This window comes from Acidimicrobiales bacterium, from assembly GCA_040219085.1.
Taxonomy (GTDB): Bacteria; Actinomycetota; Acidimicrobiia; order Acidimicrobiales; family JAVJTC01; genus JAVJTC01.
This window is the reverse complement of the sequence record JAVJTC010000027.1, coordinates 52,679-71,497: the sequence shown is the minus strand read 5'-3', so window position 1 is coordinate 71,497 and position 18,819 is coordinate 52,679. Positions and strand designations below refer to the sequence as shown.

The window sequence follows — 18,819 nt, the reverse complement described above, 5'->3', positions numbered from 1 at the left end:
CCGTGCCAGGACTCCGTCGGATCGACCATCTCGCTGTCGCCATCCCCGCCTACAACGAGGCGGACGGGATCGCGGGCTTCCTGTCCGAGCTCGCGGATGCCCTGGCTGGCGAGGCGGGACGCGTCTCGCTGGTGGTGGCCGACGACGTGTCGACCGATGACACGCTCCATGTGGTTCGCGGTGTCTCCGGTCTTCCGTCGGGAGTCGAGATCATCGTCGACGAAGGCGCCGTCAACGGCGGTCACGGTCCCACCGTGGTGCGCGCCTACCGCCGCTGCCTGGAGCTCGGAGCGGATGTGGTCGCCCAGGTCGATGGCGACGGCCAGTTCGAGGCGGATGACTTCGCCCCCCTACTGGCAGCGGTGCGTGCCGGCGCCGACGTGGCCACAGGCCGACGCGTCGCACGGGTGGACCCGTGGTTCCGGGTGGTGCTCAGCCGTCTCCTGGTCGTCCTCAGCCGGCTCGCCTTCGGGGCCCGACGCGCCGACGTCAACTGCCCCTTCCGGGTCTACCGGGCACCGGTTCTCGCCGACCTCCTCGGCGATGTCGACACGGACGCGCTGGTGCCCCACGTCCTGTTGACGATGCTCGAGGCGCGCTCCGGTGTCGCCCACGTCGAGATCGAAGTCCGCCACCGGGTGCGCCGCGGCGAGGAGGCGACGGGGACGATGTGGCAGGGAGGCGCCGCCGTATGGCGCCTCGCCCGCTTCGCCGGTAGGGCTCTGCGCGAAGTTCTGCGGTTCCGTCTCACCCTTCGCCGCGCCGGCTGAGCGACGCCGGCCTCAGGGCATGAAGAGCGACAACAGGGGATCCGCCGCCCTCAGGGCATGAAGAGCAGCGGGTCGACGGGGGCGCCTGCGACGCGCACCTCGAAGTGCAGGTGCGGTCCGGTCGACAGGCCCGTCGAGCCGATCGATCCGATCCGCTCACCCGTGCTGACGCTCTGGCCCGTGGAGACGAACAGCTCTGACTGGTGGCCGTAGAGGGTCGCGACACCGTCACCGTGGTCGATGATGACCGCGTTGCCGTAGCCGCCGTTCCACCCGGCGGAGATCACGACGCCGCCCTTGCTCGCCCATATGGGGCTTCCGAATCCCCCGCCCATGTCGATGCCGTTGTGCATCCGGTAGTAGCCGAGGATCGGGTGGAGTCGTTGTCCGAATCCCGAGCTGATCCCGCCGGCGGTCGGGTAGACGAATCCCTGGGTCGACACGGCGCTGAGATCCGGGACGAACGTTCCGTTGGCTCTGGCCGAGGCCGCCGCAGCCGCCGCGGCCTGGGCTGCCTGGGTCTGGACGATGAAGCTGCTGAGGCGCGCCTCCTCAGCCTCGAAGGCGCTGAGCTCCTCCTCCCACACCGCGATCCTGGCGTCGAGCTCGGCCTTGATCTCGGCCTGGCGGGCTTCCTGCTCGGTGAGTTCCGCGAGCTCGACGGCGAGCTCCGCCTCGGTGCGCTCGATCCGGGCGATCAACTCGTCGACGGACGCGAGCGCGGCATCGTGTTCGTCGGTGGCGACCCGGAGCTGCTCGAGCACCTCCGTGGCGGAATCGGAGACGGCGTCGAGCATGGCCAGGCGGGTGGCGGCCTCGTTGACGGAGTCGGCCGAAAGGACGAACTCCGTGCGCTGACGGTCCCCGGCGGTCAGGTATGCCTCCACCGCGACGATCCGGGCCTGCTCGCGCAGCGTCTCGAGATCCACCGCCCCCCATTCCAGGGCGATCTCGACCTGGCGCTGCTCGGTGCGGGCCTGATCGAGCTCGAGTTGTACCGCCTCGACCCGTGCACGCTGGAGCTCGACGAGTTCGTTCGCCGCGGCGAGCGCCGCGACGACATCGTCGTCATAGGCCTCGAGGAGTTCGATCCGGACCTCGGCATCGAGTTGGGCGTTGCGGGCGTCCTCGCGGAGCTCCTCAGCCTCGTCGATCGACTCCTGCGCGAGGAGGGGCGCGCCGACAGCGGAGAGCACAGCCGCGGCGAGTACGGCCCCCGCGGCGCGGGCTGCGAGTGATCGCATGGAGGTCCTGTTGCTCATGTCAACGCCTGGGGCTGGTGTGGAGATTGTGATCGTAGCAACCCGGCCCCCGACAGAGGTACCCCGGGGGGAGCTGGACACCACACTCGCCCGACGATAGACGGCCGTGTCCTGCGGCGAAGGGCGCCGCAGCCTTAGCCTGAGACCGCAGTGCACGACGACGACCATCCGCCGGGCGATCAGGACGACGCGCCACCCCCGCCACCCCCGATTCTGCGGGGCGGCCGGGACGTGGAGGGCTCACCTCCGCCGCCGCCGCCACCCATCGTCGCGCCATCCGACGACGAGCCCTTCGACAGCGTTCCACACGCGCCGGAGCGAAGGCGGCGTCGGTGGGTCTGGTGGGCCGCAGCCGCCGCCGCCGTGACGGTGCTCATCGTCGGCGCCTTTTCGATCTGGGCCCTGGTGCTGTGGGGCCGCATCGACCGGGTCGACGTCTCCGAGTCACTCGCGCCCGCGAGCGGCGGGGGCACCAACTACCTGGTGGTCGGGACCGACTCCCGCGACGGGATCTCCGCCGACAACCCCAACGCGGGGGTGATCCTCGGTGACGGGACCGTGAGCGGTGAACGCACGGACACCGTCGTCGTTCTGCGGGTCGGTGGGGCTCAGGGAACCATGATGATGGCCCTGCCACGCGACCTGTGGTTGCCGATAGACGGCGGAGCCGAGCAACGCATCAACACAGCTTTCGCGGGAGGACCGGCCGCACTCATCAGGACGGTTCAGGGAAGCCTCGGGATTCCGATCCAGCACTACGTCGAGGTCGACTTCTCCGGGTTCCTCGGCCTCGTCGACGCCCTCGGCGGTATCACGATCCCCTTCGAGAACCCCGCCTACGACCCCGCCTCGGGTCTGAGCGTCGCGCAGACCGGCCCTGTGCATCTCGACGCCGACCAGGCACTGGCCTATGTACGGTCCCGCGGCTACACCGAGGTGATAGACGGTCGCGACGTCGTCGACGGTTCCGGCGACCTCGGCCGCGTACAGCGCCAGCAGACCTTCCTGCGGGCCGTCTTCGACGAGATCGGCGGGACTCGCAACCCCTTCACCCTGCTCGGAATCCTCGACGCGCTCGCCGGCAACATCCGACTCGACGACGACCTGGGCCTGCGTGACGCGTTCGGCCTGGCGCGCCGGCTGCGCGGGCTCGACCCCGAGACCGTAGAGCTCCCGACCTTCCCGTTCACCACCTCGGGCGGCGCGGCGGTGCTCGGTCTGGACGCCGGGGCCGACGAGGTGCTGGGCCGCTTCCGCTGACGCGAACGGACACGCCTGACGCGCCCGGCTCGGGGCGACAATGGGAGTGGTCACTCCTACAATCGTGGCGTGCGCTACCGCGTCGACGAGTTGGCCGCCGAGGCCGACTGCTCTGTGGACACCATCCGCTTCTACCAGAAGCGCGATCTCCTCCCACCGCCGCTGCGTGAAGGTCGCGTCGCGTGGTACGAGCCCGATCACCTGACACGCCTGCGACGGATACGGCGCCTCGCTGCAGCCGGATTCACCCTCGACCAGATCCGAACCCTCGACGACGGCGCGGACCCGGTGCTCGACGTGTTGACCCGACTCGCCGGTACCGAGACGGCGAGCCTGAGCCGGTCCGATCTCGGCGCAGCTTCGGGAGTGAGCGACGAGGTGGTCGATCTCGTGGTCGATTCCGGCCTGATCACGGCCGCCGGCCGGGACCCCGAGCGTTTCACGCCCGACGTCGTCGACATGTTGCGCGCCGGTGGAGCTCTGCTCGCCGCGGGCATCGACGCCGAGGCCCTGGCCCACCTCGCGCTGCGCCACGCCGGCCACGTCACCGAGCTGAGCCGTGAGGCCGTCGGACTGTTCCGCCGCTCGCTCGGTGGCGACCGCGACGCCGCTGCCACCGACGTGGAGCGCCTCGTCCCCCTGGCCGTGAGTCTGGTCGCCCACCATTTCAACGCGAGCCTGCTGCGCGAGGCACTCGGCCAGGCCACCGGCGGCGACACGCCCGGGGAGGGTGTGCGATGAGCCCCGCGACGACGAGCACCAGACTGGTGGCCCCCGGGGCCACAAAGGTGCAGATGGCGGCGACGGTCGACCCCTGGCGCCTCTTCGCCGACGCTCCCGGGGATCGCGCCGTGCTGTGGCGCGAACCGGGCACCGCCACCGTCACCGTCGGAATCGGAGCCGCCGCGGAGATCACCAGCCACTCCCCCGCCGTTCGTTTCGCCGAGGTCGCCGCTGGCCTGTCCTCGACGACCGGCGCCGACAGCGGAAGCGATCGCTGGTTCGGCGGCTTCTCCTTCGACTGCGGCGAGACCCCCGACGATCTCTGGGCGGACCATCCGTGCGGTGCGCTCACACTGCCCGTCTTCACGTTCGACATCGATCCCACCGCCACGACGACCTGCATCGTGCGCGGCGGCGACGCGGACGCCGCGCACCACCTCGTCGCAGCAATCGACCCGCCCATGGCGAGGCGTGGGACCGGGGCGGCGCGGGCGGTCGAGGAGGACCGCGAGGCGTACACGAACCTGGTGACGACCGCACTGGGCGAGATCAGCGCACATCGTCTCGAGAAGGTGGTCCTCGCGCGCCGCCGCACCCACCACGGTCCGGTGGACGTCGCGGAGGTGCTCGCGGGGCTCGCCGCCCGCCAGCCGTCCTGTGCGATCTTCGCCTTCCGGCGCGGACCACGGGTCTTCCTCGGAGCGAGCCCTGAGCTGCTTCTCGCCCATGACGGCGCCGGACACGTCACCTCGGCAGCCGTCGCCGGCTCGCGATCGCGAGGTCGCGATGACGCGGACGACACGCTGATGGCGGCCGAACTCGCCGCCGATCCGAAAGAGGTCGCCGAGCACGCCTACGTGGTCGACGATCTGCGGCGCCAACTCGCCGCCGCCGGTGTTCGTCTCGACCCGCCAGCCGTGGCGGAGATCCGGCGCCTTCCCGGAATCCAGCACCTGTACACCCCGGTATCCGGTTCGCTGGACCCCGACTCACGCCACGTGATCGAGATCCTCGGGGCACTCCACCCGAGCCCCGCCGTGTGCGGCACGCCGACCGCGGCCGCCCGCCGCTTCATCAGGGACCACGAGGGACTGGACCGCGGCTGGTACGCGGGGCCGGTCGGCTGGATCGACGGACGGGGCGCGGCTTCGTTCCACGTCGGTCTGCGCAGCGGGGTGATCGACCCCGGCGTCGGTGTCACCCATCTCTTCGCGGGGGCGGGGATCGTCGCCGGCTCACAACCCGGCTCAGAACTCACCGAGACCGACGTGAAGCTCGACGCGCTCGGTACGGCTCTCGGTTCGTGACGGGCCTGACGTCCGCCCGCGCCCTCGTCGCAGGACTGGTCCGCGAGGGTGTGGGCGATCTGGTCGTGTCCCCCGGCTCGCGGTCGGCCCTGTTGGCGATCGCCGCGGACGCGCGCGCCGACGCCCGGGTCACCGTGCACCTCGACGAACGCTCCGCCGGCTTCTTCGCGGTCGGCCTGGCCAGTGCGGCGCGGCGCCCGGTCGCGTTGATCTGCACGTCCGGTTCGGCCGCCGCCAACTACCTGCCGGCGGTGGTCGAAGCACATCACCGTGGCATCCCCCTCGTCGTGGTGACCGCGGACCGGCCCCCCGAACTGCGTGACTGGGGCGCCGGCCAGACGATCGACCAGATCGGGCTCTACGGCCGTCATGTCCGCTGGTTCGCCGAGTTGCCCGTCGCCGGTGAGGCCGGCCCGGGATGGTTCGAACGAACGGGTCGGCGCGCCGTCGCGGTGGCCTCCGGGATCCGGCCGGGCCCCGTCCACCTCAACGCTCCTTTCCGTGACCCGTTGCACCCCGACGGGGAGGTGGAGCCGACCGCTGAGCACTTCTCTGCGCCCTCGGCCCGCACCCGCGGTGCCGACGCCGCGGACATCGACCTCCTGGTGGCCCTGGCCGAGCGGCCCCGCGGCATGCTCGTCGTCGGCCCGGCCGACCTCGACGCCCACGCGGCGGTCGCGATACGCCGGTTCTCGGCGAAGACCGGCTGGCCGGTGATCGCCGACGTCGGCAGCGGCGTGCTCCCCGGAGACGGCGCAGCGGTTCTCGGCTCCGGCGACCACCTCTTCGCGCACCGACCAGATTCCATCGATGTGATCGTCCGGATCGGTCCTGCGCCGACCAGCAAGGCCCTGAACACGTGGATGGCGGACCGACCCGCCGACGAGGTCGTCCTCGTCGGCGACGGCGGCCGTTGGGACGAGCCGTCGTTCACCTTCACCGCCGCCCTCGATGCGGCACCCGGGGCGCTCTTCGACGTCGCGACCACCCGGGTCGACGAGTCAGCCGACCGGACCTGGAGTGATCACTGGAGGTCCATCAGCGCCGCCGCTGACACGGCCCGCCGAAGCGCACTGGCGGACGGCGTCTTCGGGGAGCCGGAGATCGCTGCGACGGTCGGTCGCGCCATGGGCCACGACGGCGTGCTGTGGCTGTCCAGTTCCATGCCCATTCGCGACGCCGACACGTTCCTCGCGATCGGCGACCGCCCCGGACGGGTCCTGGCCAACCGCGGCGCCAACGGGATCGACGGCATCGTGTCGAGCGCACTCGGCGCGGCCGCTGCCGACGTTGGCCCTGTCGTCGCACTCCTCGGCGACCTCGCCCTCCTGCACGACCTGGGTGGTCTGCTCGCGGGACCTCGCCTCGGGCTGTCCGCCACCTTCGTCGTCCCGAACAACGACGGCGGTGGGATCTTCTCGCTCCTCCCGATCGCGGACAGCCTTCCGGCCGACTCCTTCGGGAGACTGTTCCACGCCCCTCACGGCGTGGACCTCGCCGCCATCGGAGCCTTCCCGGGCATCAACCACACCCGGGTCGGCGACGCGGACGGCCTCGTGGCAGCGCTCCACGGTGCCCGTTCCACCGGCGGCATCCATGTCGTGGAGGTGCCGGTCGACACGGCCGTCGCCGTGCGGCGCAGGCGCGCCGCGATGGCCGCGGTGACAGCCGCGACCACTCCACCGTGAGCCGCGAGATACGCGTCGAGATCGACGGTGTGGAGCTCCGCTCACGACTCGATCCGCCCGGTCACGGCGGGCCGGTGGTCGTCCTGCTCCACGGCTTCACCGGTTCGGCGGCTGCCATGGAGCCGCTCGCGGTACCTCTCCGTCGCACACACCGGGTGCTGAGTGTCGACCTCGTGGGGCACGGCGGATCCGCCGTGCCCGACGACACCTCGGCCTATTCGACCGAAGCGGTGGCGCGTCACCTGGTCGGCCTGTTCGAGGCACTCGAACTCGGCGACGTCGTCCTCGTCGGCTACTCGATGGGCGGGAGGATTGCGCTGACGCTCGCGTGCAGCCGGCCCGACCTCGTCGCGGGACTCGTCACCATCGGCGCCACGGCGGGTCTCACCGATCCGCTCGCCCGTGCGGAACGGCGGGCGTCGGACGCAGCTCTGGCCGACGACATCGAAAGAGACGGGCTCGAGGCCTTCGTCGACCGGTGGATGGCACTGCCGCTGTTCGCGACCCAGGCCTCACTCGGACCGCAGGCCCTGGCGCGGATCCGGGACCAGAAGCTCCTCAATTCTCCGGAGGGTCTCGCGCGGAGCCTCCGGGGAGGCGGTACCGGCTCTATGGCGCCGCTGCACGACCGCCTCGCCCGGTTGGACACGCCGGCCCTGTTCCTGGCGGGTGGGCTCGATGCGAAGTACCGGGCGATCGCACACGAACTCGCCCAGCTCACCCCGGCCGGCGAGGCACGCGTGATCGACCGGGCCGGGCACGCCGCCCACCTCGAGCGCCCGGTCGACGTGGCCCGCTCCGTAGCCACTTTCGTCGCTTCGTTGTGACAGTCTTCGCACCATGATCGAGGCCGAGGTCCACGAGATCACCGTCCGCCTCAGCCGGCCGCTGACGACGACGCTCGGCTCCCACGACGCGCTCGACGGCGTGATCGTCTCCTTCGACGACGGTCGCGATCGCGGCTGGGGGGAGGCGACACCGGTTCCCGGCTTCGGCGTCCACCGTGCGCCTGCGATCGCAGCGCATCTGGAGACCCTGGCCGTCGACGTGGCACTCAACCCGGAAGACCCCGAGTCGCTTCTCGCGGCGGTCATGAACCGCTTCGACGACGTCGCGGCCGCCCGGTTCGCGGCGACCGGTGCCCTCCTGGACCTGCTGGCCCGGCGGTCGCGGCGGTGCCTCAGCGCGGAGGTGGCCGCCCGCCTCGATGTCCCCTACCGCCGTGCGGTCGCCTCCGGCGCACTGTTGTCAGGCGACGAGCCCGAGGAGGTCGGCGCCGCGGCGGAACTCGCCGTCGCCGACGGCTTCGACACCGTGAAACTCAAGGTCGGCGCTGCGACGCTGGCGGACGACGTCTCGCGCGTGGCGGCCGTGCGCTCCGCCGTCGGCTCGGACGTGCGAATCCGTCTCGACGCCAACGGAGCCTGGGACCTCGAGATGGCGCGCACGGCGGTCGATGCACTCGGCCCCTTCGGCATCGACCTCCTCGAGGAGCCCACATCCGGGCTGCGCGCGCTCGAAGAGGTGGCCGCCCTGGTCGAGGTGCCCGTCGCCGTGGACGAGTCGATAGAGGATCTCAGCGACCTGCGCCGGGCGGCGGACGCGGCACCCGCCGTGATCGTGAAGCCGGCCAGACTCGGCGACCTGGTGAGTGTCACCCGCGCGACCCTCGCCCTGCGGGCTCCCGGGACGCGGATCGTGGTCACGTCGCTGCTGGACGGCGCGGTGGCCCGGGCGACCGCCGCCGTGGTGGCCGCCGTCGCGGGCGCGGAGGGTGAGCGCCACGGCCTTTCGACCGGGCGACTCCTGGCCGCCGACGTGACCGACCCCCCCTGGGGGCTGTCACCCACCGTTCGAGTCGACGAGGGCTCCGGAATCGGTTTCGATCCCGACCTGTAAGCGCCCGGACCCGACCGTTCTCCGGCCGAGATCGAATACTGCCGACATCCATCTTGCGATCGTGTTACAATCGCAAGCCAGGTAACGGGATTCGCACGACAACCGCCGCGCGGAACACATGATGGCCGTTGCGGGTTGGCGACGATGACCGGGATTCGATAGGACGAGCTATGGGCGTAGGCGAAACGAGCCAGACGTGTGAGACGTCGGCCGAAGGTGCAGACACTGCCGCCCAACCGGCTCCCGGCGGCTTCTGGGCGTACCTGCGACCAGCGCTGTTCCCCCATCGCACCTCGGAGTCCAACGCTCCCTGGCGCGGCCTCGTCGGGCAGATCGTGCTCGTCGCGATGGGCCTGCTCTTCTACCTCGGCGTTCGTGCCTTCACCCAGGGGGCCGAATCACTCGCGTTCGACAACGCCCGGCGCCTCCTGGAGTGGGAACACGAACTCGGCATCGCCTGGGAACAACGCGCACAGAACCTGATACTCGACAGCCAGACGTGGATCGACTTCTGGAACGTCGTCTACGTCTGGGGTTACTGGACGGTGCTGATCGGCTCGCTCGCCGGGCTCTACCGCTTCTCCAGGAAGCACTACGTCATGTTGCGAAACGCGCTGTTCGTGTCCGGCGGCATCGGTCTCGTGATCTTCGCTTTCTTCCCTGTCGCTCCCCCACGCTTCCTCGACGGATTCACGGACACCGTCAGCGATGCGTCCCGCTCGAGCCTCATCGGACATCCGTCGGGGCTGATCAACAAGTTCGCGGCGATGCCGAGCTTCCATGTGGGCTGGCTGGTCATCGTCGGCGTCGTCCTCGCACAGGCGTCGCCGTGGATCGTGCTCAAGATCGCCGCTGTGGTTCCGGCCCTGCTCATGGCACTGGCGGTGGTGTTCACCGGCAACCACTTCATCGTGGACGCCATCGCCGGCAGCGCCGTTTCGCTTCTCGGCCTCTACATTGCGCACCGCATCATGAAGCGGGTCGAGCGCGACGCTGCGGACGAGACGTCCAGACGCGTGGCCTGTACCTGAGCGCGCCCGCTCGCCCGGCTCAGCCGATGTCGGAGCCGTACATGTGTCCGAGTGGGTCGGCGATCAACTCGATGCGCTCGCCATCCGGACCGGCCGTGTAGAGCGACGTTCCGCTTTCCAGCATGTAGTCGATTCCCGCATCGTCGAGGCGCGCCCGGGCCGCATCCCATTCCTCTGGATCCATCGAGATGGCGAGGTGGTGGTGGCCGCCCAGGACCTCGGCGTACTCGCCGAGATCCAGGCCGGGGAAGTCGAAGAACGCGAGCGCGTTGCCGTTGCCGATGTCGAAGAAGAAGTGCGTGGATCCCTGGTAGTCCCGGTTCTCGAACAACTCGGTCAGGGGGAACCCGAGAAGCTCCTGATAGAAGCGGATCGTCGCTTCGACGTCGCTGGAGATCAGCGCCTGGTGGTGCACACCCCGGGCGCTGGAAGCCGGCCGCTGAGAGCGGGGCCGCAGGTGGGCGGCCCGGAGGCGCTCCCACTCGTCATCACGGGACGGCTGTGCGGTGGTGTCTGTCATCGGTTCTGCTCTCCATGTCTCATGTCTCGTGCGCACGGTTCAACGTCGGGCCTCGGCGTCACTGGACCACAGCAGGATCTCACTGCTCCCGGACGCCGTCACGTCGAGACCGGTCGCCGATGTCAGCCGCACGGCATCTCCTTCGGCGAGCATCGTCTCACCGACCGTGACGGCACCGCGGGCGACGAAGAGGTGCACGTAGGGGTCCTCGGGCACGGCGAACGTGTCGCCGGCGGTCATCCGAGCGGCCCGTAGCGTCGCGCCCGACTGGTTGATGTGAACGCCCTCGGTGTCGCCTTCACCCGAGGCCACCGTGACGAGACCCCCGGCATCGAGGCGGTCGGTGAGATCGACCTGTTCGTATCCGCTCTCCAGGCCCGTTCGGTCCGGCACCACCCACATCTGCAGGAAGTGCACGGGCTCGGTGGCGGAATGGTTCATCTCGGAGTGGACGATGCCCGTCCCCGCCGACATCCGTTGTGCGTGGCCCGGCACGATGACACCGGTGTTGCCCGCACTGTCGGCATGCTCGAGCGCGCCCTCGAGCACCCAGGTGACGATCTCCATGTCCCGGTGGGGATGCGCTCCGAATCCGCCGCCGGGAGCGACACGGTCGTCGTTGGAGACGATGAGAAGCCCGTGGCCGGTGTTCCCCGGATCCCAGTGGCCGCCGAAGCTGAAGCTGTGCCACGAGTCGAGCCACCCCATGTCGGTGTGGAAGCGGTCCCTGGCCCGCCTGACGTCGATGGTCGCTGTGGACATGTCGAATCCTCTCGTCGTGCCGTCCGGGGGCATCTGGTGATCCGCCGGACGACGACATCCTCTGACACCATGCCCAACCGTTGCAAGTGCAATGATATTTCCCTACCGTGACGTCATGACACGCCCGGACCCGGCGACGCTCACGGCCTGGCGCTCCCTGTTGGAGGCGCACCGGGGCGCGACGACGGCGCTCGACGAAGAGCTGAGGGCGGCCCACGACCTGCCCCTCGAGTGGTATGACGTGCTTTTCCAGCTCCACGAACACGGTGGGCGTCTGCGCATGGGTGATCTCGCGGACCGTCTCCTCGTCTCGCGCTCGAACTGCACCCGCCTCGTCGACCGCATGGACCGTGCCGGGCTCGTCGCGCGCGAGGACGACCCCGGCGACCGGCGCGGCCGGCTCGCGGTCCTCACCCCGGCGGGGCGGCGTCGTTTCCGCCGCGCCGCGCCCACACATCTCGCTGGCATCGCGCGCCACATCGGCGCACCCCTCGCGGCGATCGGGACGGCCCCGGACATCCTCGGCCGGGCCCTGGGGGCGATCGCCGCGGCTGCCGCGACCCGAGATGACTAGGCCGGGCGGTGCGCCCGCACGAAGGTGTCCAGGGCGATCCGCTCGCCTTCGGCTGTGTCAACCGGCCGTTCGACGACGAGCGCCGTTTCCACCTCGAGCCCGTTGATCGCAGCCACCACGCTCTGGGGCGTGGGCAACACCGAGATGTCGCCCGGTCCCCCGTAGCCGGATTCGAGGTTGGACCGGTCGTGGGCCACGAGCAGGAACGTTCCACCGGGAGCGACGGCCTCCGCCGCCATCGCGAGGACGGTCGCCATCTCCTCCGCCGGCAACTGGAGGTAGAAGATGACGACCAGATCGAAGGGCGCACCGGGCCGCCATACGGTGATGTCGGCGACCTGCCAGTCGACGGTGATGCCGCGCTCGTCGCCGAAGCGCCGACCCTTGTCGACCCCCGCCTCGGAGAAGTCGACGCCCGTGACGTCCCAGCCCTGCTCGGCGAGCCACAGCGCGTTGCGTCCCTCTCCACATGCGAGGTCGAGCGCCCGCCCGGGCGCGAGACCCGCGACCTCGGTCGGGAGGAACGCGTTCGGGCCCTCGCTCCAGACGAGCTCGGTGGACCCGTAGCGTTCGTTCCACGCCGTGCGGTCCATCTCAGTCCGCCTCGGAGTGGGTGACCGGTGGCTCCCCCATCCACTCGCGCAGCGTGTTCTTGAGCTTCGTGTGCTGGATGAAGAGGTCGTGCTCAGGGGGGAGGTCACCAGTGGTCTGTGGTGACTTGAAATAGAAACTCAGCCACTCCTGGATCCCCGACTGTCCGGCGCGGGCAGCCAGGTCGAGGAACAGGGCGAGGTCGAGCACGATCGGTGCGGCGAGGATGGAGTCACGACACAGGAAGTTGACCTTGATCTGCATCGGGTAGCCCATCCACCCGAAGATGTCGATGTTGTCCCACCCCTCCTTGTTGTCGCCCCGGGGCGGGTAGTAGTTGATCCGCACGACGTGTGAGATGTCGCCGTAGAGGTCGTCGTACACCTCGGGCTGCAGGATGGTGTCGAGGACGCCGAGCTTCGACATCTCCTTGGTCTTGAAGTTCTCCGGATCGTCGAGGACCTCACCGTCGCGGTTTCCCAGGATGTTGGTCGAGTACCAACCCTCGAGGCCCAGCATCCGCGTCTTGAGGCCGGGAGCGATCATCGTCTTCATCAGGGTCTGGCCGGTCTTGAAGTCCTTACCGCAGATGGGCACACCTCGCCGCTGTGCCAGTTCCAGCATGCAGGGCAGGTCACAGCTCAGGTTCGGCGCACCGTTGGCAAAGGGAACGTCCGACGTCAGCGCCGCATAGGCGTAGATCTGACTCGGCGAGATGGCCGGATCGTCCGCACGGAGTCCGGCCTCGAACGCCTCCACGGTGGCGTGGACGTCGGTCGCCTCCTGGTAGGCCTCGGTGGACCCGCACCAGACCATGACGAGACGGGCGCAGTCGTTGTCGGTGCGGAAACGCTCGATGTCGTCGATCACGGCCAGGGCGAGGTCCCACTTCGTGGCCGCCGCCTTGACGCGGTGCCCGTCGAGCTTGGACACCCAGCGGCGGTCGAACACCGCATCCATGGCGACCACGCCCTCGAGCTCCCCTGAGATCGGGGCGAGGTCGGCGTCGGTGAGTACGCCCGCGGTGCGGGCGGCCTCTAGCGCGTTGGCCGAGATCGGGTCCCAGCCACCGAAGACGAGGTCGTCGAGTCCCGCGACGGGTACGAAGTCACGGATGAGCGGATTGCGCCCCTCACTGCGTTCACCGAGGCGGATGTGGGCCATCTGCGTCAGGGAACCCACCGCCTTGGTGTGGCCCGCGCGAGCGGACAGGACACCGGCGATGAAGGTCGAGGCGACAGCGCCCAGGCCCGGGGTCAGAACACCCAGTCGGCCGGACGCGGGAGGGATCGTGCGAGGTTCGGACATGACATGATGATAAGTCCTGCTCATCGTCCGCGCATGATTGTGAAGGATGACTTCATCAGATGACGACACCGCCCACCAAACACGGCTCCCCCGGCCAGCCGCTGCCCGACATCACCGTGCAACAACTCGCCTACCTCGACGCCGTCTCGGAGGCCTCGACGTGGGCCGAGGCGGCAGCCGGCCTCGGCGTGTCACCCTCCGCGCTGTCACAGGGACTCGCCGAACTCGAGCGGCGCGTCGGCGTCACCCTGTTCGACCGTGACGGCCGTCGGCGCGCGCTGCGCGCCGAGGCCCGGCCGGTGCTCACACACGCCCGTCGCGTACTCGCGGCGACCCACGACCTGACCGCCTGGGCGGCGGAGATCAACGAGGGACGCGCCGGACGTCTGCGGGTCGGGATGATCGACGCCGCTGCCGTCCACTGGTTCCCCGACCCTCTGCGCCAGTTCCGCGAGCAGCGGCCGGGCCTCGAGCTCAACCTCCATGTCACGTCGTCGGCATCGTTACTGGCCGGGCTCGTCCGGGGCGATCTCGATGTCGTCGTCTGTGTCGATCCGGCCACGCCCCTCGAGGGCGTCGCCACCGAAGCCGTACTCGAGGAATCCCTGGACGTCTATGCACCCGTCGATGTCAGCGCCGAGGCAGCGGACGACCCCCGACGTTGGGGTCCCTGGGTCATGTTCCCGCCCGGCGCCCACACCCGGGCGGTCATCGAGACCGCGCTCAGCGCGGCGGGAGCGCCGTTCGTCGTCGTCGCCGAGTCCCACCAGCCCGAGGTGCTGCGCGAGATGGTCGCGCTGGGCGTCGGATGGACGGTGCTACCCGAATCGGCCGACGTCGCGGGTCACCCCCGCATCCGGCGCGTCGCGGCACATCCCATCGCCAGCCGTCGAATCGTCGTCGCGCGCCGCCAGACCGGAGGCGGCGTGGCCTCCGGCGATCTGGTGGCGGCGCTCACAGAAGCGGGCCGGCGCCTGATGGCGCGGATGCCGGTGTGAGCGTCCGGCGTAACAGGACGACGGCCCACCCGCCCACCACCCATGTGTCGTGCTCCTGGACGGCGTGGTCGACGGAGTCGACCTCGGCCGTGTCCAGCTCCACGCGCCAGCTCAGCCCCCCGAGCCCGCGAGGCACCGTGAAGGTGAGCGGGTCGGCCGAGGCGTTGAACATCACGAGGTAGGAGTCGTCGGTGATCCGCTCACCTCTCGGGCCGCGGGCCGGTATCTCGAGACCGTTGAGGAACACCGTCAACGAACGCGCATAGCCCATGGTCCAGTCCTCGGGCGTCATCTCCGAGCCGTCGGGACGGAACCAACCGATGTCGTCGAGGCTGCTGCCGATGACCGGACGTCCCTCGAAGAAGCGTCGACGTCGGAAGACCGGATGTGCCTTCCGAAGGTGGATGAGCCGGCGTGTGAACTCGAGTAGCGGGCGGTCGACATCGTCCCAGTCGTACCAGGCCACGGGATTGTCCTGTACGTACGCGTTGTTGTTGCCTGCCTGCGTCCGCCCCATCTCATCGCCCCCGAGCAGCATCGGAACGCCCTGGGACAACATGAGCGTGGCGAGCATCGAGCGCACCCGGCGACGGCGCACGTCGTTCACGACGGGGTCATCGGTGGGGCCCTCGACGCCCGAGTTCCACGCCCGGTTGTCGTCGGTACCGTCGCGCCCCTGCTCCCCGTTGTCGTCGTTGCGCTTGTGCTCGTAGGTCACGAGATCGCGCAGCGTGAACCCGTCGTGGGCCGTGACGAAGTTGATGCTCGCCGAGGGACGCCGTCCGGCCTGCCCGTAGAGGTCGGAGCTCCCCGTGAACCTGTACGCGAAGTCGGCGAGTGTGGCGTCGGCGCCGCGCCAGTAATCCCGCACGCCGTCGCGGTACTCCGCGTTCCATTCCGACCACAGAGGCGGGAAGTTCCCGACCTGGTAGCCACCCTCGCCCAGGTCCCACGGTTCGGCGATCAACTTCACCGAGTTCACCACCGGGTCCTGGTGGATCAGGTCGAAGAACGACGAGAGCCGGTCCACGTCGTAGAGCCCCCGGGCGAGTGTCGATGCCAGGTCGAAACGGAAGCCGTCGACGTGCATCTCGGTCACCCAGTACCGAAGGCTGTCCATCACCATCTGCAGCACACCCGGATTACGCATGTCGAGCGTGTTGCCCGTACCGGTGAAGTCCACGTAGGTGGCGGCGTCCTCCGGATCGGTCCGGTAGTAGGACAGGTTGTCGATACCCCGGAAGCACAGAGTCGGACCGTCCAGGCCACTCTCGCCGGTGTGGTTGTAGACGACGTCCAGGATGACCTCGATACCTACCGCGTGCAGACTCCGCACGAGTGCCTTGAACTCGTTCACCTGTCCACCGGTGGTTCCGGCCGACGAGTACGCGCCGTGTGGCGCGAAGTAGCCGATCGTCGAGTAGCCCCAGTAGTTGTTCCGGCCGCGTTCGGCGAGAACGGCCTCGGTGACGAAGTGCTGGCTCGGTAGGAGTTCGACCGCAGTCACGCCCAGGTCCACGAGGTGGTCGATCACGGCGGGGTGTGCCATGCCGGCGAACGTGCCCCGCAGGGGGACCGGGACATCGGGGTGGGTCATCGTGAGACCCCGTACGTGGGTCTCGTAGATCACCGTCTGGTGCCACGGCGTCCGCGGCGGGGCGTCATCACCCCAGTCGAATGCGGAGTCCACCACCACAGAGCGCGGCACGAACGGCGCACTGTCGGACGTGTCCGCCGTGTCAGGGTCGCCCGGCGACGCGTCCCGGGTCTCGGGCCGCCACGTCCAGTCGCCATCGATGGCCCTGGCGTAGGGGTCCAACAGCAGCTTGGCCGGATTGCAGCGGTGACCCCGTGCGGGCTGCCACGGCCCTTGGACCCGGTATCCGTAGCGCTGCCCCGGGCCGACCCCGGGTAGGTAGCCGTGGTGGACGAAGGCGGTGACCTCGCCCAGCGTGTGGCGCGTCTCGTTGCCGTCGTCGTCGAAGAGGCACAGATCGACCGCCTCCGCGATCTCCGAGAAGAGCGAGAAGTTCGTACCCTCGCCGTCCCAGTGGGCGCCGAGTGGCATCGCCCGACCCGGCCAGGGCCGGCTCACGGGAGTCGGTGACCCTCGACGAGGCGCGTGTAGTACCGCTCGTCGTAGTCGCGCACCATCCGCCCGGCGGTGACGCGTGGGCCCAGGCCCACCCAACCGGAGCGCACCAACTGTGACCAGCGCGGGCCGTGGGCGCCGCCGTCGTAGAAGCCCGGGATCACCCGGGCCGTGAGGAGATCCACCAGCGCCGCGGCCTCCGCGGCGTCACGCTCGGCGAGATCGGTCAGGTACTCGAACGTGGGCACGGCGAACCCCCACGAGGCGTCGAACCACTCGGCCCACCAGCCGTCGAGCACCGAACAGTTCAACCCGCCGTTCAGCGCCGACTTCTCGCCGCTGGTTCCGCAGGCCTCCTGGGGACGACGGGGGTTGTTGAGCCACACGTCGCAGCCGGCGTACATGTCGAGTGCGACGCCGATGTCGTAGTCGGGCAGGAACGTGAACCGTCCACGGGCGGTCGCGCTGTGCGAGAAGCGGACGATCTCGTGGAGCAGGGCCTTGCCGGGCTCGTCGGCGGGATGGGCCTTTCCGGCGAAGACGAACTGCACCGGGCGCTCGTCGTCGGCGAGGAGTGCCTCGATGCGCTCGGGCTCGCGCAGAACCAGGTGGGCGCGCTTGTAGGTGGCGAACCTCCGGGCGAAACCGATGATGCACGCCTCGGGATCCAGGTCGGTTCCCGTGGCTGCGGCGACACGCTCCACCAGGGCCTGTTTGCCGGGCGCCCTCGCCGCGCGGATGGATGCGTCGTCGATGTCTGCGGCCCGCGCCCACGACGCCTCGTCTCCGCCGTCCCAGCCTTCGCCGAGGCACTCGTCGAAGAGCGCGGCCGGCCCGGGCGCGACCCAGGTCCGCGCATGGACCCCGTTGGTCACCGAACCGATACGCCCCGAACTCGGCATGGACGAGAAGAGTTGGCGGCTCGTCTCACCGTGCAGTGTCGACACCCCGTTGGCAGCGCCGCAGCGGCGCAGGCACAGGGCTGCCGTGTTGAACGGGTATGGCGCGCCGTCGTCGGGTAGCAGACCCCAGCGCAGCAGCGTCTCCATCGTGATTCCCAGACGCTCCGGCCAGACCGAGAGGTCCCGACGGATGAGACCCGCGTCGAACCTGTCGATACCGGCGGGCACCGGGGTGTGCGTCGTGAACAGCGTGCGGTCACGGACCCACTGCTTCGCCTCACCGAGCGTCGCCCCCGCAGCGATCCGCTCGGCGAGCAGTTCCAGCAGCAGGAAGCATGCATGTCCCTCGTTGAGATGGAACGCGCCGGGCTCGAAGCCGAGCGCGCGCAGCGCCCGCACCCCACCCACACCGAGAATGAGTTCCTGGCGGAGACGGTGGGTCCGGTCACCCGAGTAGAGCCGGTCGGTCACCGTGCGGAACTCCGGATCGTTCCCTTCGACATCGGTGTCGAGGAGCAGCATCGCTGTGGCGCCCACGTCGATGCGCCAGATGCGGGCGGTCACGCGTGCCGAGCCGATCTCCACCTCGACGGCGGTCCGCGTGTCGACCGCACCCACACCGGCCGGATCGACCGCCTCGTACCTCTCCCCCTGGCGGTCGCCATGGATCTCCTGGTGGAAGAAGCCCTGGCGGTAGAACAAACCGATCGCGACGAGTCCGATGTTCTCGTCGCTGGCGGACTTCGTGTGGTCCCCTGCGAGGATCCCCAGTCCGCCGGAGTACTGGGGCAGAAGGTCCGTGAGGCCGTACTCGGGTGAGAAGTACGCAACCCGCGTGGCGGCGCGTCGGCTGACCAGGGCCTCGAGATCGGCGGAGAGGTCGACCAGTGCCGAGCCGTGGGCCTCGTCTGCGAGCCAGGCGACGAGGGCGTCGTCGTCGAGATCGGCGATGACGGCCGCAGGGTGGACGCCGGGGGCACCGGGCAGGCTCTCGAGCAGGTCACGGGTCGCTCCGTGCCAGGTCCACCTGTGGTTCTGAGCCAACGCGACGAGCGCGTTTCGGGCGGTGGATACGTCGACCATCGTCGGCTCCTCCGGGGGTGAGAGAAGCAGACACGGTACAGGCACGCCC

Annotated in this window: 17 protein-coding genes; 10 read left to right on the top strand and 7 right to left on the bottom strand. The window is 69.7% G+C overall.

All coding sequences use genetic code 11. The annotated features are described in order from the left end of the window. The first annotated feature begins 2 nt into the window (after positions 1 to 2). Complete coding sequence (locus RIE08_11175) at positions 3 to 770, top strand: glycosyltransferase (GenBank protein MEQ8718157.1); 768 nt, start codon at positions 3 to 5, stop codon at positions 768 to 770. A 50-nt stretch (positions 771 to 820) separates the two neighbouring features. Here the strand turns inward: RIE08_11175 and RIE08_11170 are convergent, their stop codons facing one another. Beyond that, the gene (locus tag RIE08_11170) at positions 821 to 2,032 is read right to left on the bottom strand and encodes a peptidoglycan DD-metalloendopeptidase family protein (GenBank protein MEQ8718156.1); all 1,212 of its coding nucleotides are present in this window, start codon (positions 2,030 to 2,032) and stop codon (positions 821 to 823) included. A gap of 150 nt (positions 2,033 to 2,182) precedes the next feature. Between RIE08_11170 and RIE08_11165 the strand changes: the two genes are divergently transcribed. The 7 genes from RIE08_11165 to RIE08_11135 all read left to right on the top strand — a co-directional run bounded on the left by RIE08_11165 (position 2,183) and on the right by RIE08_11135 (position 9,940). Then, entirely contained in the window at positions 2,183 to 3,292 is a 1,110-nt protein-coding gene (locus tag RIE08_11165; GenBank protein MEQ8718155.1) for an LCP family protein, read from the top strand. A 69-nt stretch (positions 3,293 to 3,361) separates the two neighbouring features. Beyond that, complete coding sequence (locus tag RIE08_11160; protein ID MEQ8718154.1) at positions 3,362 to 4,033, top strand: MerR family transcriptional regulator; 672 nt, start codon at positions 3,362 to 3,364, stop codon at positions 4,031 to 4,033. Continuing rightward, complete coding sequence (locus RIE08_11155) at positions 4,030 to 5,322, top strand: isochorismate synthase (GenBank protein MEQ8718153.1); 1,293 nt, start codon at positions 4,030 to 4,032, stop codon at positions 5,320 to 5,322. Before RIE08_11160 ends, RIE08_11155 begins: the two co-directional genes overlap by 4 nt. After that, on the top strand, positions 5,319 to 7,010 hold the full coding sequence (gene menD / locus RIE08_11150; protein ID MEQ8718152.1) for a 2-succinyl-5-enolpyruvyl-6-hydroxy-3-cyclohexene-1-carboxylic-acid synthase: 1,692 nt from the start codon (positions 5,319 to 5,321) through the stop codon (positions 7,008 to 7,010). Before RIE08_11155 ends, menD begins: the two co-directional genes overlap by 4 nt. Then, positions 7,007 to 7,837, top strand: coding sequence for a 2-succinyl-6-hydroxy-2,4-cyclohexadiene-1-carboxylate synthase (menH, locus tag RIE08_11145; GenBank protein MEQ8718151.1), 831 nt, complete (start codon positions 7,007 to 7,009; stop codon positions 7,835 to 7,837). Before menD ends, menH begins: the two co-directional genes overlap by 4 nt. A 13-nt stretch (positions 7,838 to 7,850) precedes the next feature. Then, on the top strand, positions 7,851 to 8,909 hold the full coding sequence (locus RIE08_11140) for an enolase C-terminal domain-like protein (GenBank protein ID MEQ8718150.1): 1,059 nt from the start codon (positions 7,851 to 7,853) through the stop codon (positions 8,907 to 8,909). Positions 8,910 to 9,079: 170 nt separating this feature from the next. After that, positions 9,080 to 9,940: a phosphatase PAP2 family protein gene (locus RIE08_11135; protein ID MEQ8718149.1), complete on the top strand. Its 861-nt coding sequence runs from the start codon at positions 9,080 to 9,082 to the stop codon at positions 9,938 to 9,940. Positions 9,941 to 9,959: 19 nt separating this feature from the next. On the opposite strand, the gene RIE08_11130 is transcribed toward RIE08_11135, so the two are convergent. Continuing rightward, positions 9,960 to 10,460 (bottom strand): VOC family protein, encoded by a 501-nt coding sequence (locus RIE08_11130; protein MEQ8718148.1) that lies wholly within the window; start codon positions 10,458 to 10,460, stop codon positions 9,960 to 9,962. A gap of 39 nt (positions 10,461 to 10,499) precedes the next feature. Next, entirely contained in the window at positions 10,500 to 11,222 is a 723-nt protein-coding gene (locus RIE08_11125; protein ID MEQ8718147.1) for a pirin family protein, read from the bottom strand. Positions 11,223 to 11,337: 115 nt separating this feature from the next. On the opposite strand from RIE08_11125, the gene RIE08_11120 reads away from it, so the two are divergent. Further along, positions 11,338 to 11,796: a MarR family transcriptional regulator gene (locus RIE08_11120; protein MEQ8718146.1), complete on the top strand. Its 459-nt coding sequence runs from the start codon at positions 11,338 to 11,340 to the stop codon at positions 11,794 to 11,796. Here RIE08_11120 and RIE08_11115 read toward each other — a convergent pair. Together RIE08_11115 and RIE08_11110 are read right to left on the bottom strand one after the other, a co-directional pair. Continuing rightward, entirely contained in the window at positions 11,793 to 12,389 is a 597-nt protein-coding gene (locus RIE08_11115; protein MEQ8718145.1) for a class I SAM-dependent methyltransferase, read from the bottom strand. The genes RIE08_11120 and RIE08_11115 overlap by 4 nt on opposite strands. Position 12,390: 1 nt before the next feature. Next, on the bottom strand, positions 12,391 to 13,695 hold the full coding sequence (locus RIE08_11110; protein MEQ8718144.1) for an inositol-3-phosphate synthase: 1,305 nt from the start codon (positions 13,693 to 13,695) through the stop codon (positions 12,391 to 12,393). A gap of 59 nt (positions 13,696 to 13,754) precedes the next feature. Here RIE08_11110 and RIE08_11105 point away from each other — a divergent pair, with 59 nt between their 5' ends. After that, complete coding sequence (locus RIE08_11105; protein MEQ8718143.1) at positions 13,755 to 14,693, top strand: LysR family transcriptional regulator; 939 nt, start codon at positions 13,755 to 13,757, stop codon at positions 14,691 to 14,693. Here RIE08_11105 and glgX read toward each other — a convergent pair. Together glgX and glgP are read right to left on the bottom strand one after the other, a co-directional pair. Next, the gene (gene glgX / locus RIE08_11100; GenBank protein ID MEQ8718142.1) at positions 14,650 to 16,761 is read right to left on the bottom strand and encodes a glycogen debranching protein GlgX; all 2,112 of its coding nucleotides are present in this window, start codon (positions 16,759 to 16,761) and stop codon (positions 14,650 to 14,652) included. The two genes, RIE08_11105 and glgX, sit on opposite strands and share 44 nt — an antisense overlap. A gap of 23 nt (positions 16,762 to 16,784) precedes the next feature. Next, positions 16,785 to 18,770, bottom strand: a complete 1,986-nt coding sequence (glgP, locus tag RIE08_11095; GenBank protein ID MEQ8718141.1) for an alpha-glucan family phosphorylase — start codon at positions 18,768 to 18,770, stop codon at positions 16,785 to 16,787. Between the last annotated feature and the right edge of the window lie 49 nt (positions 18,771 to 18,819).

Bases quoted from the DNA above. Each gene is read 5' to 3' on its own strand.
- RIE08_11120 (MEQ8718146.1), top strand. From the start codon at position 11,338: ATGACACGCCCGGACCCGGCGACGCTCACGGCCTGGCGCTCCCTGTTG.
- RIE08_11135 (MEQ8718149.1), top strand. From the start codon at position 9,080: ATGGGCGTAGGCGAAACGAGCCAGACGTGTGAGACGTCGGCCGAAGGT.
- RIE08_11115 (MEQ8718145.1), bottom strand. From the start codon at position 12,389: ATGGACCGCACGGCGTGGAACGAACGCTACGGGTCCACCGAGCTCGTC.
- glgP (MEQ8718141.1), bottom strand. From the start codon at position 18,770: ATGGTCGACGTATCCACCGCCCGAAACGCGCTCGTCGCGTTGGCTCAG.
- RIE08_11105 (MEQ8718143.1), top strand. From the start codon at position 13,755: ATGACGACACCGCCCACCAAACACGGCTCCCCCGGCCAGCCGCTGCCC.
- RIE08_11170 (MEQ8718156.1), bottom strand. From the start codon at position 2,032: ATGAGCAACAGGACCTCCATGCGATCACTCGCAGCCCGCGCCGCGGGG.
- RIE08_11125 (MEQ8718147.1), bottom strand. From the start codon at position 11,222: ATGTCCACAGCGACCATCGACGTCAGGCGGGCCAGGGACCGCTTCCAC.
- glgX (MEQ8718142.1), bottom strand. From the start codon at position 16,761: ATGCCACTCGGCGCCCACTGGGACGGCGAGGGTACGAACTTCTCGCTC.
- RIE08_11155 (MEQ8718153.1), top strand. From the start codon at position 4,030: ATGAGCCCCGCGACGACGAGCACCAGACTGGTGGCCCCCGGGGCCACA.
- RIE08_11140 (MEQ8718150.1), top strand. From the start codon at position 7,851: ATGATCGAGGCCGAGGTCCACGAGATCACCGTCCGCCTCAGCCGGCCG.
- RIE08_11110 (MEQ8718144.1), bottom strand. From the start codon at position 13,695: ATGTCCGAACCTCGCACGATCCCTCCCGCGTCCGGCCGACTGGGTGTT.
- RIE08_11130 (MEQ8718148.1), bottom strand. From the start codon at position 10,460: ATGACAGACACCACCGCACAGCCGTCCCGTGATGACGAGTGGGAGCGC.